Source organism: Methylosoma difficile (assembly GCF_054657615.1).
In genome coordinates this window covers 876,629-892,202 of record NZ_BAAHYJ010000001.1, presented here as the reverse complement: position 1 = coordinate 892,202, position 15,574 = coordinate 876,629, and the positions used below count along the sequence as shown (strand labels likewise).

14 protein-coding genes are annotated in these 15,574 nt (G+C 47.6%); all 14 read right to left on the bottom strand.

Annotation, left to right across the window (positions count from 1 at the left end; all coding sequences use genetic code 11):
* Positions 1–6 precede the first annotated feature (6 nt).
* Positions 7–348: a hydrogenase maturation nickel metallochaperone HypA gene (hypA, locus tag ACYQ1O_RS04370; protein WP_459990411.1), complete on the bottom strand. Its 342-nt coding sequence runs from the start codon at positions 346–348 to the stop codon at positions 7–9.
* A gap of 91 nt (positions 349–439) precedes the next feature.
* Positions 440–946: a hydrogenase maturation protease gene (locus ACYQ1O_RS04365; protein WP_459990637.1), complete on the bottom strand. Its 507-nt coding sequence runs from the start codon at positions 944–946 to the stop codon at positions 440–442.
* A gap of 37 nt (positions 947–983) precedes the next feature.
* Entirely contained in the window at positions 984–2,477 is a 1,494-nt protein-coding gene (locus ACYQ1O_RS04360; protein ID WP_459990410.1) for a Ni/Fe hydrogenase subunit alpha, read from the bottom strand.
* 153 nt (positions 2,478–2,630) lie between these two features.
* A complete protein-coding gene (locus ACYQ1O_RS04355) occupies positions 2,631–6,785 on the bottom strand; it encodes a calcium-binding protein (RefSeq protein ID WP_459990409.1) in 4,155 nt (1,384 codons plus the stop codon).
* A gap of 182 nt (positions 6,786–6,967) precedes the next feature.
* A complete protein-coding gene (locus ACYQ1O_RS04350; RefSeq protein ID WP_459990408.1) occupies positions 6,968–7,234 on the bottom strand; it encodes a hypothetical protein in 267 nt (88 codons plus the stop codon).
* A 509-nt stretch (positions 7,235–7,743) separates the two neighbouring features.
* On the bottom strand, positions 7,744–8,904 hold the full coding sequence (locus tag ACYQ1O_RS04345; protein ID WP_459990407.1) for a hypothetical protein: 1,161 nt from the start codon (positions 8,902–8,904) through the stop codon (positions 7,744–7,746).
* Between the two features lie 112 nt (positions 8,905–9,016).
* Positions 9,017–9,559 (bottom strand): DUF5625 family protein, encoded by a 543-nt coding sequence (locus ACYQ1O_RS04340; RefSeq protein ID WP_459990406.1) that lies wholly within the window; start codon positions 9,557–9,559, stop codon positions 9,017–9,019.
* A gap of 244 nt (positions 9,560–9,803) precedes the next feature.
* On the bottom strand, positions 9,804–10,106 hold the full coding sequence (locus ACYQ1O_RS04335) for a hypothetical protein (RefSeq protein WP_459990405.1): 303 nt from the start codon (positions 10,104–10,106) through the stop codon (positions 9,804–9,806).
* A gap of 233 nt (positions 10,107–10,339) precedes the next feature.
* Positions 10,340–10,591 carry a hypothetical protein gene (locus ACYQ1O_RS04330; RefSeq protein WP_459990404.1) on the bottom strand — a complete coding sequence of 84 codons (252 nt, stop codon included), beginning with the start codon at positions 10,589–10,591 and terminating at the stop codon, positions 10,340–10,342.
* Between the two features lie 216 nt (positions 10,592–10,807).
* Positions 10,808–11,038: a hypothetical protein gene (locus tag ACYQ1O_RS04325; RefSeq protein WP_459990403.1), complete on the bottom strand. Its 231-nt coding sequence runs from the start codon at positions 11,036–11,038 to the stop codon at positions 10,808–10,810.
* Positions 11,039–11,073: 35 nt separating this feature from the next.
* Positions 11,074–11,613, bottom strand: a complete 540-nt coding sequence (locus ACYQ1O_RS04320; protein ID WP_459990402.1) for an NADH-quinone oxidoreductase subunit B family protein — start codon at positions 11,611–11,613, stop codon at positions 11,074–11,076.
* Positions 11,603–12,334, bottom strand: coding sequence for a 2Fe-2S iron-sulfur cluster-binding protein (locus tag ACYQ1O_RS04315; protein ID WP_459990401.1), 732 nt, complete (start codon positions 12,332–12,334; stop codon positions 11,603–11,605). Before ACYQ1O_RS04315 ends, ACYQ1O_RS04320 begins: the two co-directional genes overlap by 11 nt.
* A 67-nt stretch (positions 12,335–12,401) precedes the next feature.
* On the bottom strand, positions 12,402–13,439 hold the full coding sequence (locus tag ACYQ1O_RS04310) for an FRG domain-containing protein (RefSeq protein ID WP_459990400.1): 1,038 nt from the start codon (positions 13,437–13,439) through the stop codon (positions 12,402–12,404).
* A gap of 306 nt (positions 13,440–13,745) precedes the next feature.
* The gene (locus ACYQ1O_RS04305; RefSeq protein WP_459990636.1) at positions 13,746–15,527 is read right to left on the bottom strand and encodes an NAD(P)H-dependent oxidoreductase subunit E; all 1,782 of its coding nucleotides are present in this window, start codon (positions 15,525–15,527) and stop codon (positions 13,746–13,748) included.
* Positions 15,528–15,574: the final 47 nt, after the last annotated feature.

Below are 15,574 nucleotides of genomic sequence, written 5' to 3'. Positions count from 1 at the left end.
TTTCCTTTAACTGACCAGTAAATCTTTAATTTTCATTTCCGTACCTTGCAGTACAGTCACTTGCGGGCTGCCGCAATACGGACACGGATCGTACAAATTGAGCAATTTGCTTTGTTGCTGGCATTGACGGCATTCGCCCAAACCAGGTAATTCGGTGATGATTAATTCGGCATTTTCCGCCAGCGAACCTTTCATCACCACATCAAAACCAAAGCGCAAGGCTTCCAGTTCTACACACGACAACTTGCCGACCGCTAAAGTGACTTGGTTGACTTTGGAAAAATGCTGGCTGATGGCGTGGTCTTCCAAAATTTCACGGACGTTTTCGAGCAAGGAGAGTTCGTGCATAAGTTTTTATACGATCAGTAGGTTGGGGTGAGGTACGAACCCCAACGCTTAGCATTGGATCGATGCGTTGGGGTTCGTACCTCACCCCAACCTACAAATACTTTCGCCAAGCCAACACATTCAAATCAGCCAATAGCTTCTCAATAAACCCCATCGCAGCCTGCAGATGCTCCACCGCCGCCGCACTCAAATCTTCACCCAATTCAAACGACTCGCCTTTAATGCTTAACAAAAAACTCGGTGGGGGTGTTTGTTTTTTGATGTTTGCGTAAACCGCCAACACTGCCGCTGGACTCATGGCGTGGGTGGTGTAGCTGTTATCTTTGGCGGGGATCAGTTCGGCAAAATCGAAAGTATTGGTGCAATTCATAGAGGCATCAACAAACAACACCAAATCACGGTTTTCCAAATCCAGCGCGTGTTCGATTTGCAATTGAAAATCGGTGAGTATTTCTATTGAGTCCAAAATCGGCTTTGGGCTGCGCTCTATGGCTTCCAACAGCAACGGACCTAAGGCATCATCGCCACGGCTTAAGTTCCCGTAGCCAAAAACCAGCACGGGTTTGTGTAGGTTGGGGTGAGGAACGAACCCCAACATTTGTGGACAGGCTTCTCCAATAGCATCGACAGTTTTCTCAAACACGCTCAATGTCGCCAGTATCGTGTTTAATCAATTTATCAATCAATACGCCGTCCACATCGCGTAATTCCAATTGCAAAGGCATTTTGCCGACCGCATGGGTGGCGCAGGAGAGGCACGGATCGTAGGCGCGTATCGCCACTTCCAAATTGTTAAGCAAGGGTTCGGTCAATTCGCGGCCTGACAAATATTCCGCCGCCACTTGCCGCACCGATTCGTTCATCGCTTGGTTATTGCTGGTGGTGGACACGATCAGATTGGCTTTGGTGACGATGTCGTTGTCATCGACTTGGTAATGGTGGAACAGCGTGCCGCGCGGCGCTTCAATCACGCCGATGCCTTCGTAACGTTTCTCGCCTTGTGCGACCAGCTCGCCACCGAGCAAATCGGCATCGTGCAACAGTTCTTTGATGCTTTCTGCGCAGTGCAGCACTTCAATCAAACGCGCCCAATGGAAGGCTAAAGTGCTGTGTACCATAGCCTCACCACTATGGGCTTTAAATTCGATACGCGCCGCTTCTGCTAAAGGCGTGTTGATATAATCGCAGTTATTCACCCGCGCCAAAGGCCCAACGCGATACCAACCTTCCTCCTTACCTTGTGAAAGCAGATAAGGAAATTTCATATACGTCCACGACCGAACTTCTTCGTGGATCAGGTCATTGTAATTGCAGTAATCAAAATGATCGGTAATCGTTTCGCCCGCCGCCGTCTTGGCGCGAATGCCGCCGTGATACAACTCCAACGCGCCGCCTGGCTTCACTAAGCCTAAATAATTCGTGCGGATGGTGGCAAAGTCATCGTAATAAGGCAAATTGGCGCAATGGACTTTTTTGATTAAAGCCACAGACGCGGCAGACCATTCAATAATTTGGTCAATATCCGCCAGCAAATAATCGCGCTCTTCTTTGCTCAGGTGCTTGTTCATGCCGCCAGCAATCGCGCCCGTGCCGTGGATACGTTTGCCGGACACCATGCGGATCACTTCCTGCCCGTATTTACGCAGCTTCACGCCTTGTAAACCAATATCGGGAAAATCAGACAACACCGCGATGATATTACGTTTGCCGATATCGCTTTCAAAACCGAACAATAAATCGGGGCTGGAAAGATGGAAAAAATGCAGCGCGTGCGATTGCAACACTTGCCCGAAATGCAAAAGACGGCGCAGTTTGTCGGCAGATACGGGCAGATTTTCAGGATCAACCCCCACCAATTGGTCAATCGCCTTCGCCGCCGCCAAATGATGGCTGACCGGACAAATTCCGCACAGCCGTTGCACTAGCACGGGCAATTCCCAATACGGACGACCTTGGATGAAACGCTCAAAGCCACGGAATTCAACGATGTGCAAACGCGCCTGCTGAACTTTGTTGTCTGCGTCCAATAACAACGTCACTTTGCCGTGGCCTTCAACGCGCGAGACCGGATCGACAACGACCCGTTTTAAAGTGTCACGATTTTCGGCGGTTTCTAAATGTTCGTACATGGCGGTTCTCGGTTGGGGCTGTGTAACATTGATTGGTTGTAGGATGGGTTGAGCGTAGGGAAGCCCATCGTTTGCTCTGATTGATGGGCTTCCTGTCGTCAGCCCATCCTACGCATTGACTGGCATCTGTGTCGGATTCGTATTATCAATTACCTAAATCACGACAAAATCTAAATGGCTCATGGCAAGGCCCGTTCCCATCTGCGCTATTTGCACCGCCGCCTGTACACCATTGCCATCAGCATCATAATACAACGCCCCTGAACTGGAATTGTAAACAATATAGTCATTGGCATCTGCCGCTGACGGGGCATTAACAAACCGACCGGAAGACAATGCTCCCAATGTGGTCAATTTGCTGAAGACCGCGTTATCCAGCTCGATGATGTCATCAGTAACAGAAAAGTCAGAAAGCGTGTCCACATTGTCGGCAAGCATGGCATCAAATCGGAAAATATCAGCCCCCGCCCCGCCTAACAAACGGTCGTTACCCAAACCTCCGATAAGCACATCGGCTCCCGTTCCTCCATTGAGAATGTTTGCCGCTGCATTGCCAACCAAGGTATTGTTTAAGGCATTGCCTGTACCGTTAATGGTCAGATTGCCGGTTAGGGTTAAGCTGTCAACATTCTGCGGCAGCACGTAACTGACTACGCTTTGTATAGAATCATTACCCTCATTGGCATTTTCCACCACCAAATCCTGGCTCTTGTTGACCACATAAGTATCATCACCCAAACCGCCACGCAACTCGTCAACATCTCCGCCACCATTAAGCACATTATTGCCGTCGTTGCCAATAATAAGATCAGACAAGGCACTGCCCGTACCATTAATATTGCCGCTGCCGAGCAATTCCAGCTGCTCAACATAAGCCTTTATCGTAAAGCTAACCGATGATCTGACAATATCGAAGCCTTCATCAGCAGCTTCTTTTACCGTGTCGGAAGTATTGTCCACCATAAAGACATCATCGCCCTCACCGCCATTCATGCTGTCAGCACCGGCCCCGCCAACTAGGTTGTCGTTGCCTGCACCGCCGGATAAAGAATCATTGCCGTCACCGCCACTCAAGTTATTGTTACCACGGTTGCCAATAAGGGTATTATCACCCGCATTGCCCGTACCAGTGAGGTCTTCGTCCCACAGCTTCAAGGGTTCTAAAGTGTAGATAGCGTAAGCCCCCGGCACATTGGCGGCTGCCTTAAGGGTATCTACAGCAACAAACCGGTTCATATCGTTGACCTTGCGCCGCCCGGAGTCGGCTATGAAAAAGCCCATCAATTGGCCTTGATTGGCATCGCCACTGTTGTTGTAAACAGCGCCGGTGATGGTAATGGCATGGTTCACCGCGCCACCATCAATGTAATCCGGCTCGCCCCATAATTTGCCGGCGTTAACTCCTAAAATTACAGCGCGCCCGCTCATCACCAAGTTGGCCAAACCTTGCTCCCGATAACCCGACAGCAAATCGTTACGTAATCCAAGTGAGTCCAAGATGGCTTGCTGATCCGCAGACGTTGAGCCGCCGCGTTCATAAGCAGGCAAATTGGGGTCACTCAAAGCCCAATCATTATTGATCGCCAATTGGATAATATCAGCTTCTGTACTGGGCTTTCCGGCTTGGACCATGATGTTGGAAATGGCAGTTAACGCACAAGTGCCCAAATAATCAGCCAAGGCATCGCCTTGACTATAATCCAGTTCATTCCTTTTAGGATAACCGTACACCAGCACGCCAGCACCATCGACCAAACCCGATTCCGGTTTGGAAAAATCCAGCAACACCAAATCTTCGGCATTTTCCGCCAACGTATAGCTAATTGAACTTTGTACCCTGTCCAGCCCTTCGCCTGCTTGCTCAACCACTTGATCGCCAACATTGTCGACATAATAGGTGTCGTCCCCCTTTTCCCCAATCAAGGTATCGGCACCCGTCACACCATCAAGGATATTGTCTTCATTATTGCCGATGATCTTATTGTCCAAGGCGTTGCCCGTGCCATGGATAGACAGCCCGTCCAACAAACGCAGCTTCTCAATATTTTGGTTGAGCAAATAATTGCAGCTGCTGATTACCGTGTCGTAACCGGCCCCTGCCGCTTCTGCAATGCTGTCGTTGACGCTATTGACAATATAAACATCGCTACCGTTGCCACCTTGCATGTCATCTGCACCGGCACCGCCGTCCAGATAATCATTGCCTTCGCTGCCCAACAGTAAATCTTGGCCTGCCCCCCCATAGAGCCAATCATTATCAGACTCTCCCGCCACCAAGCTTTGCTTGCTCTCGTTGGAAGCGGTAAATCCCACCAACACATCATCACCGTCACCACCATACAGTACATCGTTACCCACCTGCCCGAACAAATGGTCGTCGCCAGCACCGCCATAAAGCTTGTCATTGCCGTCCCCACCTTGTAGTTCGTCGACACCAGCCTCTCCAAACAGGTTGTCATTGCCTAGGCCAGCAATCATCAAATCGTTGCCATTGCCACCATACAACCAGTCGTCGTCTGTTTCACCGACCGCTAAAGTTTGCTTAGTTGTGTTGCTGGCAGTAAAACCCATCAACATGTCATCGCCGTCACCGCCCCAGAGCTTGTCGTTGCCCGTTTCGCCGAACAGCTTGTCTTCACCCGCCCCGCCCAGCAGTTGATCGTTGCCATCACCACCAGTCAACTGGTCGTTGCCACCGCTGCCAAACACCTTATCATTGCCAACTCCTCCATCTATCAAATCGTTGCCGCTGCCGCCATCCAAGGTGTCATTGCCCCAATCGCCAAATAAGTTGTCATTACCACCATCACCATACAAAATGTCGTTGTCGGTTTCGCCTGCCAGCAATGTTTGTTTGGTTTCATTGCTGGCGGTAAAGCCAACCAACACATCATTACCTTCGCCGCCCCACACGGTATCATCGCCGGTTTGTCCGAACAGCCGGTCATTACCGTCTTCACCGGACAGTTTGTCATTATCGAAGCCACCTTGCAGCTCATCATTTCCCGCTCCGCCGAACAAATTATCCGCACCCCGTTCACCGAACAAGGTGTCATCACCCAAGCCGCCATACAGGCTATCCACCCCACCCGTAGTGGCTGCGGCATATCCAGTGTCACCCACCAATTGATCTGCACCGTCACCACCGTACAAGGTATCGCTGTCTTCATCGCCCCATAGATAATCGTTGCCGATACCACCGATGACCAGGTCGTTGTTAGACCCGCCCAACAAAAAGTCATCGCCCGCCTCACCATAAAGGCTGTCGTCGCCAGCATAACCCAAGGCGGTGTCGTTGCCGTCGCCACCCCAAATAGTGTCGTTCAGTTTAGCTTGGCTGCCCGCCCAAGATAGGTCGGCAGTGTCTGTACCCCTTATAAAGTCATCGCCGCCCCCGCCCAACAAGCCGATGACCTTTTGCGGATCAAACAAAGAATTCCGCAAAAAGCTAAGTCCGAAACTATCGGCTCCGTCGGTGCCGACAATATATTGCTCATCCTTGGAGACTTTGACATCGGAGGAACTGTAACTCATGACGAATACCTGACCATAAGCATTTTTTTTGAAAAAGGCGTTGTCGTTGTCCCTTAAGTATCGGTAGCGGCTATCCGGTACCACCGGATCCGCCGGACTGGCGGGCGCAGCAACAGCCGCGAGGGTGGGCTGTAAGGGTTCGCTGGGGCGGACATCATTGCCACGGGTGTAGAAGCCGTAGTCGGCACTGGCAACGGCGATGCCCAACGCGGACAAGGCTTGGGTTTCGCCCGCATCCAGCTTACCGTCTTCGTTGGCGTCCGACCAAAAGACCAGACTGTTAGTCTCTGAACCCGCCAATTGCCCGTCACCATTGCTGTCACGGGCGTTAAGCAGCGCAACGCTAAGGCCGCTGTTGCCGTTGCCCGCATCCAATAGCACCGGGGTCAGGTTGGCAATGGACGCGCTGGTGTCGTAGGCGGTGCTTTGGCTATCGTAGAACGCGCCGATGGGGGTGTTGAAGGTTAGGCCGAAGTTGTAGTTTTGGAAAGCACTTGAAAGACTCCCACTTGATAACATCAAGCCTGATGCCAAATTCATCACTTGGTTAAATTGATTGTCATTAAACAAGCCGTTGTTGTGAAGTTTGTAAGCCTGCTTATCTAAAACTGTTACATCGTAAAAAACATCTGCTAACGAGGTGCCGCCAGACAATACTCGTCCAGTTGCTACTGCTGCGCTGGCAACCACTGAACCTAGATAATAAGATGCTAATGCACCGCCAAAAACTTGAGAATACTCGGTTATCAGACCCGCTCCAATAAGCTCTGCCACAGTTACTCTTGCTCCGTATTTTTCAATAATACCAGCAATAGTTCCAGCAGCAGCATTTGTTCCTGCTAAGGTAAGATAAAGAGAGTTTAGAGTTGGCACACCTAAAGCTTGCATATTCTCGTTAAAATAGGTTTCAAAATCAGATATTTTTTCCTCCAAGTTATTTTAAGATTGATTTTTGTTTATATTTTTGACCGAATAGCCAAAAGTTTGTCTTTCGCTACTTTCAAACTCGTCTCTGGGTTAATTGCTCTATAACACCTTAATGCCAAAATAGATTTATTTGCTTTCAACAGTTTTTTAACATCATCTAGGCTTTCAAAACCCGCCTTTGGATAAATCCCTTTTTTTCGTAGCCAAGCAATATGTAATAACAAGCAAACATGAGCTAAATACATAATTATTGACAGTATTAAATATAAATACACTAATGTCATATCGTTTAACATTTCTCCTCGTCAGGCTAGTTAAAAAGGCAAGTAGTCTAGAAATGGTGCTACGGACTCTTATTTACCTAGTAGCCATAATTTAAAACCAGTCTAGGACTGGAGCTTCTTTATCAGCGACAAAATTTGAAATTATTCTGGATAATGTTGTCATCGATAAGTGCGTAGCATGTTAATTTCGCCAAAGGTTAAATTACGTTCGCTCATGTTCAATCTCTAATAGGTTGTTATTTACCAATAGTTAATACTGCCAAGCTTTCCAATTCGTTAAATATATTTTGTTTTTATAAAAATTCTCAACCCAATAAGGTACATCGAAAGATGTACCAGCATTAGAAGGCACGCCCCCCGTATTCGCCCACCTGTTTTCAGCGCAAAGCTATCTGCTTTATATGTCAACTTTATGAAAACCTAACCTCTTATCCAAAACAGCATAAGCATGCAATGACAGCCTTGGAACAAGGGCAGCAGGACATTGTGCCGCACGGAATGGCAGCCCTTGCGGATTTTAGCTATCGGTTAGCGGGGGCTTGTTTTGTTTCATGTTGTTTTTTATAAACATTGGCAAGCAATATGTATAAAAAACAACTTAACAAATGGTGGATGTTTTTATGCCGAGCAATAGCGCATTGCGGACTGGCGGGCGTAGCAACAGCCGCGAGGGTGGGCTGTAAGGGTTCGTTGGGGCGGACATCATTGCCACGGGTGTAGAAGCCGTAGTCGGAACTGACAACGGCGATGCCCAACACTGACAAGGCTTGGGGTTCGCCCGTATCCAGCTTACCGTCTTCGTTGACGTAAGACCAAAGGATTAGACTATTAGTCTCGACACCCACCAATTGCCCGTCACCGTTGCTGTCACGGGCATTAAGCAGCGCAACGCTCAGCCCGCTGTTGCCCGCGTCCAGCAGCACTGGGGTCAGGTTGGCAATGGAGGTGCTGGTGTCGTAGGTGGTGCTTTGGCTGTCGTTGAACGCGCCGATGGGGGTGTTGAAGTTTAGGCCGAAGTTGTAGTTTTGGAAGCTAGGCAGGAGAGTTGAAGAGGAGCCAACTAACCAATCAGACAAGCTTTGGGTAAAGCCATTATAAGCTGGTTGTCCAAACAACCCTTGGTCGAAACTAACGAAAATGTCTCGCTCAAGATTGAAAACATTCACTAAATTTCCCGTGTTTTGACCAAGCTGCCGATCGAAAAAGTCGCCCAACGCATCAGCGGCTTCAGAAAGGGCGGATGCGACACCATCAACTGCATCGAATGCCGTGGTGACAAAATCTTCAAACAAGTCGGATACGTCCTCGCCAGCGACAAATATCGGCACCAACAAACTGTTTTCCCAAGGCCAATAGAACCCTTGAAAACCAGACGGGGTTAATCCTGCAACTGACAATGCCTCCCAAACAAAGTTGATGCAGCTGTTAGTAAGGACATTATATCGTAGACTAAAACCAAAATCGGTTGGATTACTGCCAAAGGCCATCAGCTTGCCATACTGGTCTTGGGTGATTTGAATGGTTTTGCTGTAGTCACTTGAGCCTAGGTAATATGGGTCATCTTCGCCATCAGGATTAACGCTACCTGATCCAAACAGGCGTTCTATACCAACAGCTCCAAATTTAGGTGCAAAACCAAAATCATGATGTATTCCAGAACTGTCAGTTACCAAAAATAACATATGACCAACATTTTATTTATTTCCATTAATAAGAGGAGTACCTGCTGATTCGATATTGATTATTAGTTGCGGCATTTTGTATCCTTATTTTTTTATTTTAATTAATTTAAATTTATAGCCTATTACTGTAAGCCATAGTAAAAAAAACTGACGTTCCAATTAATTTAGGGATGTCATTTAGACTTTCAACGTTTATTCGATAATGTCCGGGTTTTAATTTCACACCTACAATGCGTTTTTCAAAGCTATCAGCCCCCCATGAAATCAGCCAAAACTTACTTAGTTCTTGATCATAAACAAAGCTTTCATTATTAACACTGAAGCTGCTGATTTTTAAACGCAGCGAAATTGGAATGCTCGGATCGCCACCCTGGTCTTGCATAGTTTCTCCTACTAATTTTTTTAACCGCGCCCGATCTAATTCATTATTTTCTTTAAAAATGAAACTAAGCTGGAATATGTATTCTTTCTCTTCAATTATCAATAATTCCGTTTCAATTTTAGCCCCCTTATTTTGTACGGCAAACGGCAACCGAATTGGTGGAACAGGAAGATTGCATTCACTGGTGCTTTGACCTACACAACCAGTTAATGCGCAATAAAAGCTTAATAAGACTGAGGCAATTGACGCTAACAAGGTTCTGGATTTGGACATTTCAATTCTCTATGGACGCGGATAAACCTATAACGCGCTAATGTAGTGTGCGTTGAGGTATGAATTGCATCGTTCGTATATCCCGATTGATGCGCCACCTGTTTTCAGCGCAAGGCTATCTGCTTTATATGTCAGTTTTATAAAAACCTAACCTCTTATCCAAAATAGCATAAGCATGCAATGACAGCCTTGGAACAAGGGCGGCAGGACATTGTGCCGCATGGAATGGCAGCCCTTGCGGATTTTAGCTATCGGTTGGAGGGTGGGCTGTACGGTCGCTGGGGCGGACATCATTGCCACGGATGTAGAAGCCGTAGTCGGCACTGGCAACGGCGATGCCCAACGTGGACAAGGCTTGGGTTTCGCCCGTATCCAGCTTACCTTCTTCGTTGGCGTCAGACCAAATGACCAGGATATTAGTCTCTGCACCCGCCAATTGCCTGTCACTGTCACTGTCACTGTCACTGTCACTGTCACTGTTGCTGTTGCTGTTGCTGTTGCTGTTGCTGTTGCTGTTGCTGTTGCTGTTGCCCGCATCCAAAATCACAAGGGTCAGATTGGCAATGGACGCACTGGTGTCGTAGGTGGTGCTTTGGCTGTCGTAGAACGCGCCGATGGTAAGGGCATTTTATGGGTCGCTACTAGAGTTAACAGCTAATCCATGCAATTCTTGCACAATAGCGCCACTTGAATCTCTTAATACCCAAAAAAATCATGTGAAGCTGTACCTAAATATAGGCTTCAATTTTAAACCGCTCTGTTGTCATATTCGTCTCCTAATTAATATCTGAGTTTATTTAATTTAATAACAGGCCCTGAGTTTTGATAAACATCTTTGTCTATCACCTCACATTCCCTATCAAGAACAACGCACTCCACTGCCAAAAGCCGCACCTTTTTAGCCGTCATCAAACATTGATAATCATCTACGCGCCATTCTGCCGATTTTATTTTCCAGCCCATCCACGTAACTTGTTTCATGCCTACAACACCTTTGTCGCTGAATGTGCAAGCGGTTTGGTTGATGTTCATCGTCTTACAAACTGCCCCGGCCTGCAATTGCAATGATTCTTTTATCTATACCAATTCGGTGCCTCACGGAAACAAGCGCAGAAATATTGCTTTCATATTGTTTTTAGTGGCGCTATATGAATTTGTTTACCCACTCAAATTCATATAGCGCCCATTTTCTTTATTTTCATTGAGAGCTTTGTTTATTTTTATTAAATAATTTTTCGCTTATATATCTCAAGCCAACGGCTCAAAATCCATTTCATACGCCTCGATCAAATCACCCACGACAGAAACCAGCGAATATAAAGGATGGTTGGCATCGTCCAAAACAATATCCAGCAAACTATTGAGCAACGCTGTGGCCTGTGCGTAATCGCTTTCGGATTCGATGTGTGCCACGGGAGCAACAGCTCTAAGCATTTGCCAAGCTGGAATGAGTTTTTCAACATCGAGGGCTGTGTTCATTTTTTTTACCCTTGTTCCCAAGCTACAGAATCAAATCAATCATAATGCACCAACCCATAATCCAATTCCGGTTCCCGCCCTTCCAACAAATCCGTCAAAAATTTCCAAAACACATCGGCTGATGGCGGACAGCCGGGCAGGTAGTAGTCAATCTTCACCACTTCATGAATCGGGCGGACTTTGTCCAACAATAATGGCAATTCGATGTCGCTGGGGATTTGCGGATTTTCCACGCCGATGCCGTCCAGATAAGCTTCACTCAAGCATTCTTCCAGCGGGATGAAGTTACGCATCGCAGGTAAACCGCCGTTGATTGCACAAGCGCCGACCGCGACCAATATTTTGCAGTTTTTGCGGAATTCGCGCAGGGTGTGGACGTTTTCGGAATTGCATACGCCACCTTCTATCAGGCCGATGTCGCAGTTGCTGGCGTGTTCGATGTCGGTGATCGGCGAGCGGTCGAATTCGACATGTTCGGCGAGGGCGACTAGGCGTTCGTCCAAATCTAAAAACGACATGTGGCAGCCGAAGCAGCCTGCTAGTGAGGTGGTGGCTACGCGGACTTTATTCGCCATGATCTGCTCCGACTGTCAGAGATGAGGCCGCCAAACTAACTTCGTCTATTTCGTGATGGTCGTAAATGCGCTGACCTATCGGCACTTGGTAGGCTGTGCGTTTGATTAAAATCGCTCCGGTCGGGCAGATGTGTGCGGCTTTGTCGTTTTTGTCCAAATCGGTGTCCTTGAGTAAGCCGCTTGCCGAGTTGACCGCTAAATGCTTGTTGATGCCTCTTCCGACAATTCCAAACACGTCTTTGCCGTCCTGCTCGTTGCTGGCGCGGACACACAAGGTGCAGAAGATGCAGCGGTTGTGGTCGATTAACACGTCAGGATGCGAAGCATCCATTTCCCGATGCGGGTAAAACAGCGGGAAGTGGTCGTCAAGCATGTTCAAATAATAAGCCACCGCTTGTAATTGGCAGTTGCCAGTTTTTTCGCAAGACGGGCAAAAATGGTTGCCTTCCACAAATAGCATTTGGGTGATTTTTTTGCGGTCGTCGTTTAGTTCTTTGCTATTGTTGATGACATCTTGGCCTTCGGCGGCGGGAAAAGTGCAGGCCGAACAGTTGCGCCCGTTGACTTTCACCGTGCACAGCTTGCAACTACCGTGTGGGGTAAATTCGGGGTGATGGCATAAATGCGGAATGTATTCGCCCGCCGCCGTCGCCGCTTGCATGATGGTTTGCCCGTCTTCAAATGGAATGGTTTTGCCGTCGATGGTGATAGTTTTGCTCATGTTATGCCTCGGTGGCCTTGAGTATCATGATTGAGTTTTATGGCGATTTATTATGGAGCCTATGAATTCAATTTTTCCAATGTTCTTTAACTGTTTTTGAAACGTTATCTAGTGTGGGCATTAGTGATGCTTGATTTATTCCTTCCCTACTTAAAAAAGTCAGAAGTTCGGCTGTATAGGATGAATCCAATTCATGCCCGATAAGAATTGAAGGTGAATTATTTGAATTGGTTGAGATGACATCTTCAAGCGAAGGCCAATGTCCATAACGGATAAAAAAATCTAATAGCCAATTTGAAAGGCTAAATATTTCTGTTAATACACCACTTTGGTGATGTAAATACTGATTTTCTGATCGCTGTAAACGGTACAAAAGAATTTTAATATCACCAAAGTCTAGCGATTCTTTGCTTTGATATGCTAGAAGCTGGGTGTTTAAAGCCCAAACACAAATTGATTTTGATTTTTCAGGTTTATTTTTTACAGCAAAATAAGCTGCAATTAACGGATCAAATGTCCAATCTAAAAGACGGGTGGGTATTCCATGATGCTGCGCTATAGCTGCAATGCTATTATCAGTTTGAGTTTCGTGTAATTGGTTAAAAAGAATAGGGCTGTTACGATTTTGAAAAGATTGAGCGGGTATTTTAAATCCTAATTCATTAGCCATATATGCAAATCTAAATAGTGCTTCTCGCTCGGCACCTACCCATTCAAAAAATTTTCTAAATAAAGGGCTTTGAGGGTGAGCTCTCAAATCATCATAATCAAAGCTAATTGGAATATTTTTAATGGATATTTTTTCTATTAAAGGCAGCAATTCGTTACTGTTGTCCGGTCTCCAAGCAGAAGGAATTAGTTTCCAATTTTCTGAATCGCCTACTCCACGAAAAACCCATGGACTTGAGTTTTGGTTGTTGATATTAGTCCACCATTTAGGATTGGACCTTCTAATTGCAGTAATGAAATCTTCTACATTTTGATAATTTGTTACTGTAATCTTTCTCTTTTCTTTAGTCGTTTCGAGTTTTTCATCAACAGTTTGGTCTCCCAAATCGGAAATATTTTTTGCGAGCGAATTTATACTATGATTGTTTGTATTCACTGTTTATGCAGGGAGTCGCTATTTTTGCGAAAGATTGCTTCGGCCTCCGTGCCGGTCAATCAGCAAAAATCACGCGACCGCTCTTGCCTTCGGCTGCCCCAGCCGTCCTGCTTCTCTCGTCTGCCTACCCAACAAGGGGATAGGCGACATCGTTACCGCAATGACTCGACGCGATTTCGGACAGCCTGCATTTTCACTACGCAAAAAACGCTTCGTGAAAACACAAGCACTATCGCTTCTGGGGACTACTCGACTCCTGTCTCGCAGCGGTAGTCCAATTTAGCTCTTTAAGTACATATTTATAGCTTATTCTTCTTCAACCTGCACCAAATGCGCCCCCGCATCAATCCGGTTCGCCATCCTCCGCGCAGTTTCTAAAGCGGCATCCAAATCAAACCCAGGCTCATAACTGATTTTTTTCAACTGCGCTTGATACAGTTCGGGGTAGCGTTCCAAGGTTGAAAGTATCGGATTGGCGGCGGTTTGGCCTAGGCCGCAGTGGCTGTAATTTTTCACCAGTTGGCAGAGTTCTTCCAAGGCGACGACATCGCCTGCCGAACCGTGGCCTTCGACGATTTTGTCCAATTGCTTTTTCAACAACGATGTACCGACGCGGCAAGGTGTGCAAAAGCCGCAGCTTTCGTGGGCGAAGAAGTGGGTGAAGTTGTTGACGATCTCTAAGATGTTGCGCGTGTTGTTGAATATGATGAACGAGCCGCCTGTTGCCAAATCTTCAAAGGCCAGTTTGCGTTGCAATTCATCATTGGCGATAAACGTGCCGGATGGGCCGCCGATTTGTACACCCAGCACATCGTCTGCACCGCAAGCGTCTAAAACACTTTGCACGGTGCTGCCGAACGGCACTTCGTAAATGCCAGGACGGGCGCAATCGCCGCTGATGCTGAGGATTTTGGTGCCTTTGGATTTGTCCGTGCCGATGGCAGCAAACCAGTCGCCGCCGTGGACGGCAATCGCCGCTGCTGCCAAAAAAGTTTCCACGTTATTGACCACGGTCGGTTTGCCCAAATAGCCTTGGGTGACCGGATACGGCGGGCGGTTGCGCGGGATGCCCATTTTGCCTTCCAGCGATTCAATCAATGCCGATTCTTCGCCGCAAATATACGCGCCTGCGCCTAGGCAAATTTCAATATCAAAATCAAAGTCTTGGCCTAAGATGTTGTTGCCTAATAAACCTGTGTCGCGGCGTTGTTGCAGGACGGCTTGCAAGGGTTCGAACAAAAACAGATATTCGCCGCGCAGATAGATAAAACCTTGCTTCGCGCCGATAATTGCCGCCGCGACGGTCATGCCTTCAAACACTTGATCGGCGTAGCTGTTCAGCAAGACGCGGTCTTTGAATGTTCCAGGCTCACCTTCGTCGGCATTGCAAACCACATAGCGCGTGGATTCGGCTTCTTCTGAACAGAAGCGCCATTTCATTGCCGTTTTAAAGCCCGCACCGCCACGTCCGCGTAAACCGGATTGGTCGATTTCTGCCAACGTAACTTGTGTGCCACGGGCAAAAGTCGCTTGTAAGGCTTCGCCTTTGACAATCGGCTTGTCCAGCAACAAACCTGTTTGTTGGATATTGTCGCTGACGGCGAACAGCTCGCTAGGCCAATTGGCTAGGGGTGTTTGCGTGTTGACCAATTCTGTAATCTGGTCGATTTTGCTTTTATTTAGCTGCGTCAACGGCAAACCATTGACCAAACCCGCCGGGCCTTGGTCGCATAACCCCGTACACGAGGTGTTGTCCAAACTCACCATACCATCTGCCCGCACCGCACCCACCGCCACCTGCAAGCGTTCCGCCAGATAAGCCATAATAGCGTGCTTGCCGAGCATGTGATCGGTAATGGAATCACTGATGAGGATGTCGTAGTAGCCTCTGGGCTGCAAATGCAAGAAACTGTAAAATTCCACCACGCCGAGGATTTGCGTGCGAGGGATGCTGAGCAAATCGGCTAGCTGCTCTATCGCCGCTTCGGGAATGTGCTGGTAGCGGGCTTGCACGGCGCGGAGTATTGCGAGTAAGTGCGTGGCTTGGTTGCCATTTTGCGCGGCGAGGGTTTGCAGGAAGCTGTTCATCATCGTGGCCTTTGTTTAATGCTTGTTGCCAAGCAGGGGCTGCATCG

Bases quoted from the DNA above. Each gene is read 5' to 3' on its own strand.
- hypA (WP_459990411.1), bottom strand. From the start codon at position 348: ATGCACGAACTCTCCTTGCTCGAAAACGTCCGTGAAATTTTGGAAGAC.
- ACYQ1O_RS04345 (WP_459990407.1), bottom strand. From the start codon at position 8,904: ATGTTATTTTTGGTAACTGACAGTTCTGGAATACATCATGATTTTGGT.
- ACYQ1O_RS04330 (WP_459990404.1), bottom strand. From the start codon at position 10,591: ATGAACATCAACCAAACCGCTTGCACATTCAGCGACAAAGGTGTTGTA.
- ACYQ1O_RS04350 (WP_459990408.1), bottom strand. From the start codon at position 7,234: ATGTTAAACGATATGACATTAGTGTATTTATATTTAATACTGTCAATA.
- ACYQ1O_RS04320 (WP_459990402.1), bottom strand. From the start codon at position 11,613: ATGGCGAATAAAGTCCGCGTAGCCACCACCTCACTAGCAGGCTGCTTC.
- ACYQ1O_RS04340 (WP_459990406.1), bottom strand. From the start codon at position 9,559: ATGTCCAAATCCAGAACCTTGTTAGCGTCAATTGCCTCAGTCTTATTA.
- ACYQ1O_RS04360 (WP_459990410.1), bottom strand. From the start codon at position 2,477: ATGTACGAACATTTAGAAACCGCCGAAAATCGTGACACTTTAAAACGG.
- ACYQ1O_RS04305 (WP_459990636.1), bottom strand. From the start codon at position 15,527: ATGAACAGCTTCCTGCAAACCCTCGCCGCGCAAAATGGCAACCAAGCC.
- ACYQ1O_RS04365 (WP_459990637.1), bottom strand. From the start codon at position 946: ATGTTGGGGTTCGTTCCTCACCCCAACCTACACAAACCCGTGCTGGTT.
- ACYQ1O_RS04325 (WP_459990403.1), bottom strand. From the start codon at position 11,038: ATGAACACAGCCCTCGATGTTGAAAAACTCATTCCAGCTTGGCAAATG.
- ACYQ1O_RS04315 (WP_459990401.1), bottom strand. From the start codon at position 12,334: ATGAGCAAAACTATCACCATCGACGGCAAAACCATTCCATTTGAAGAC.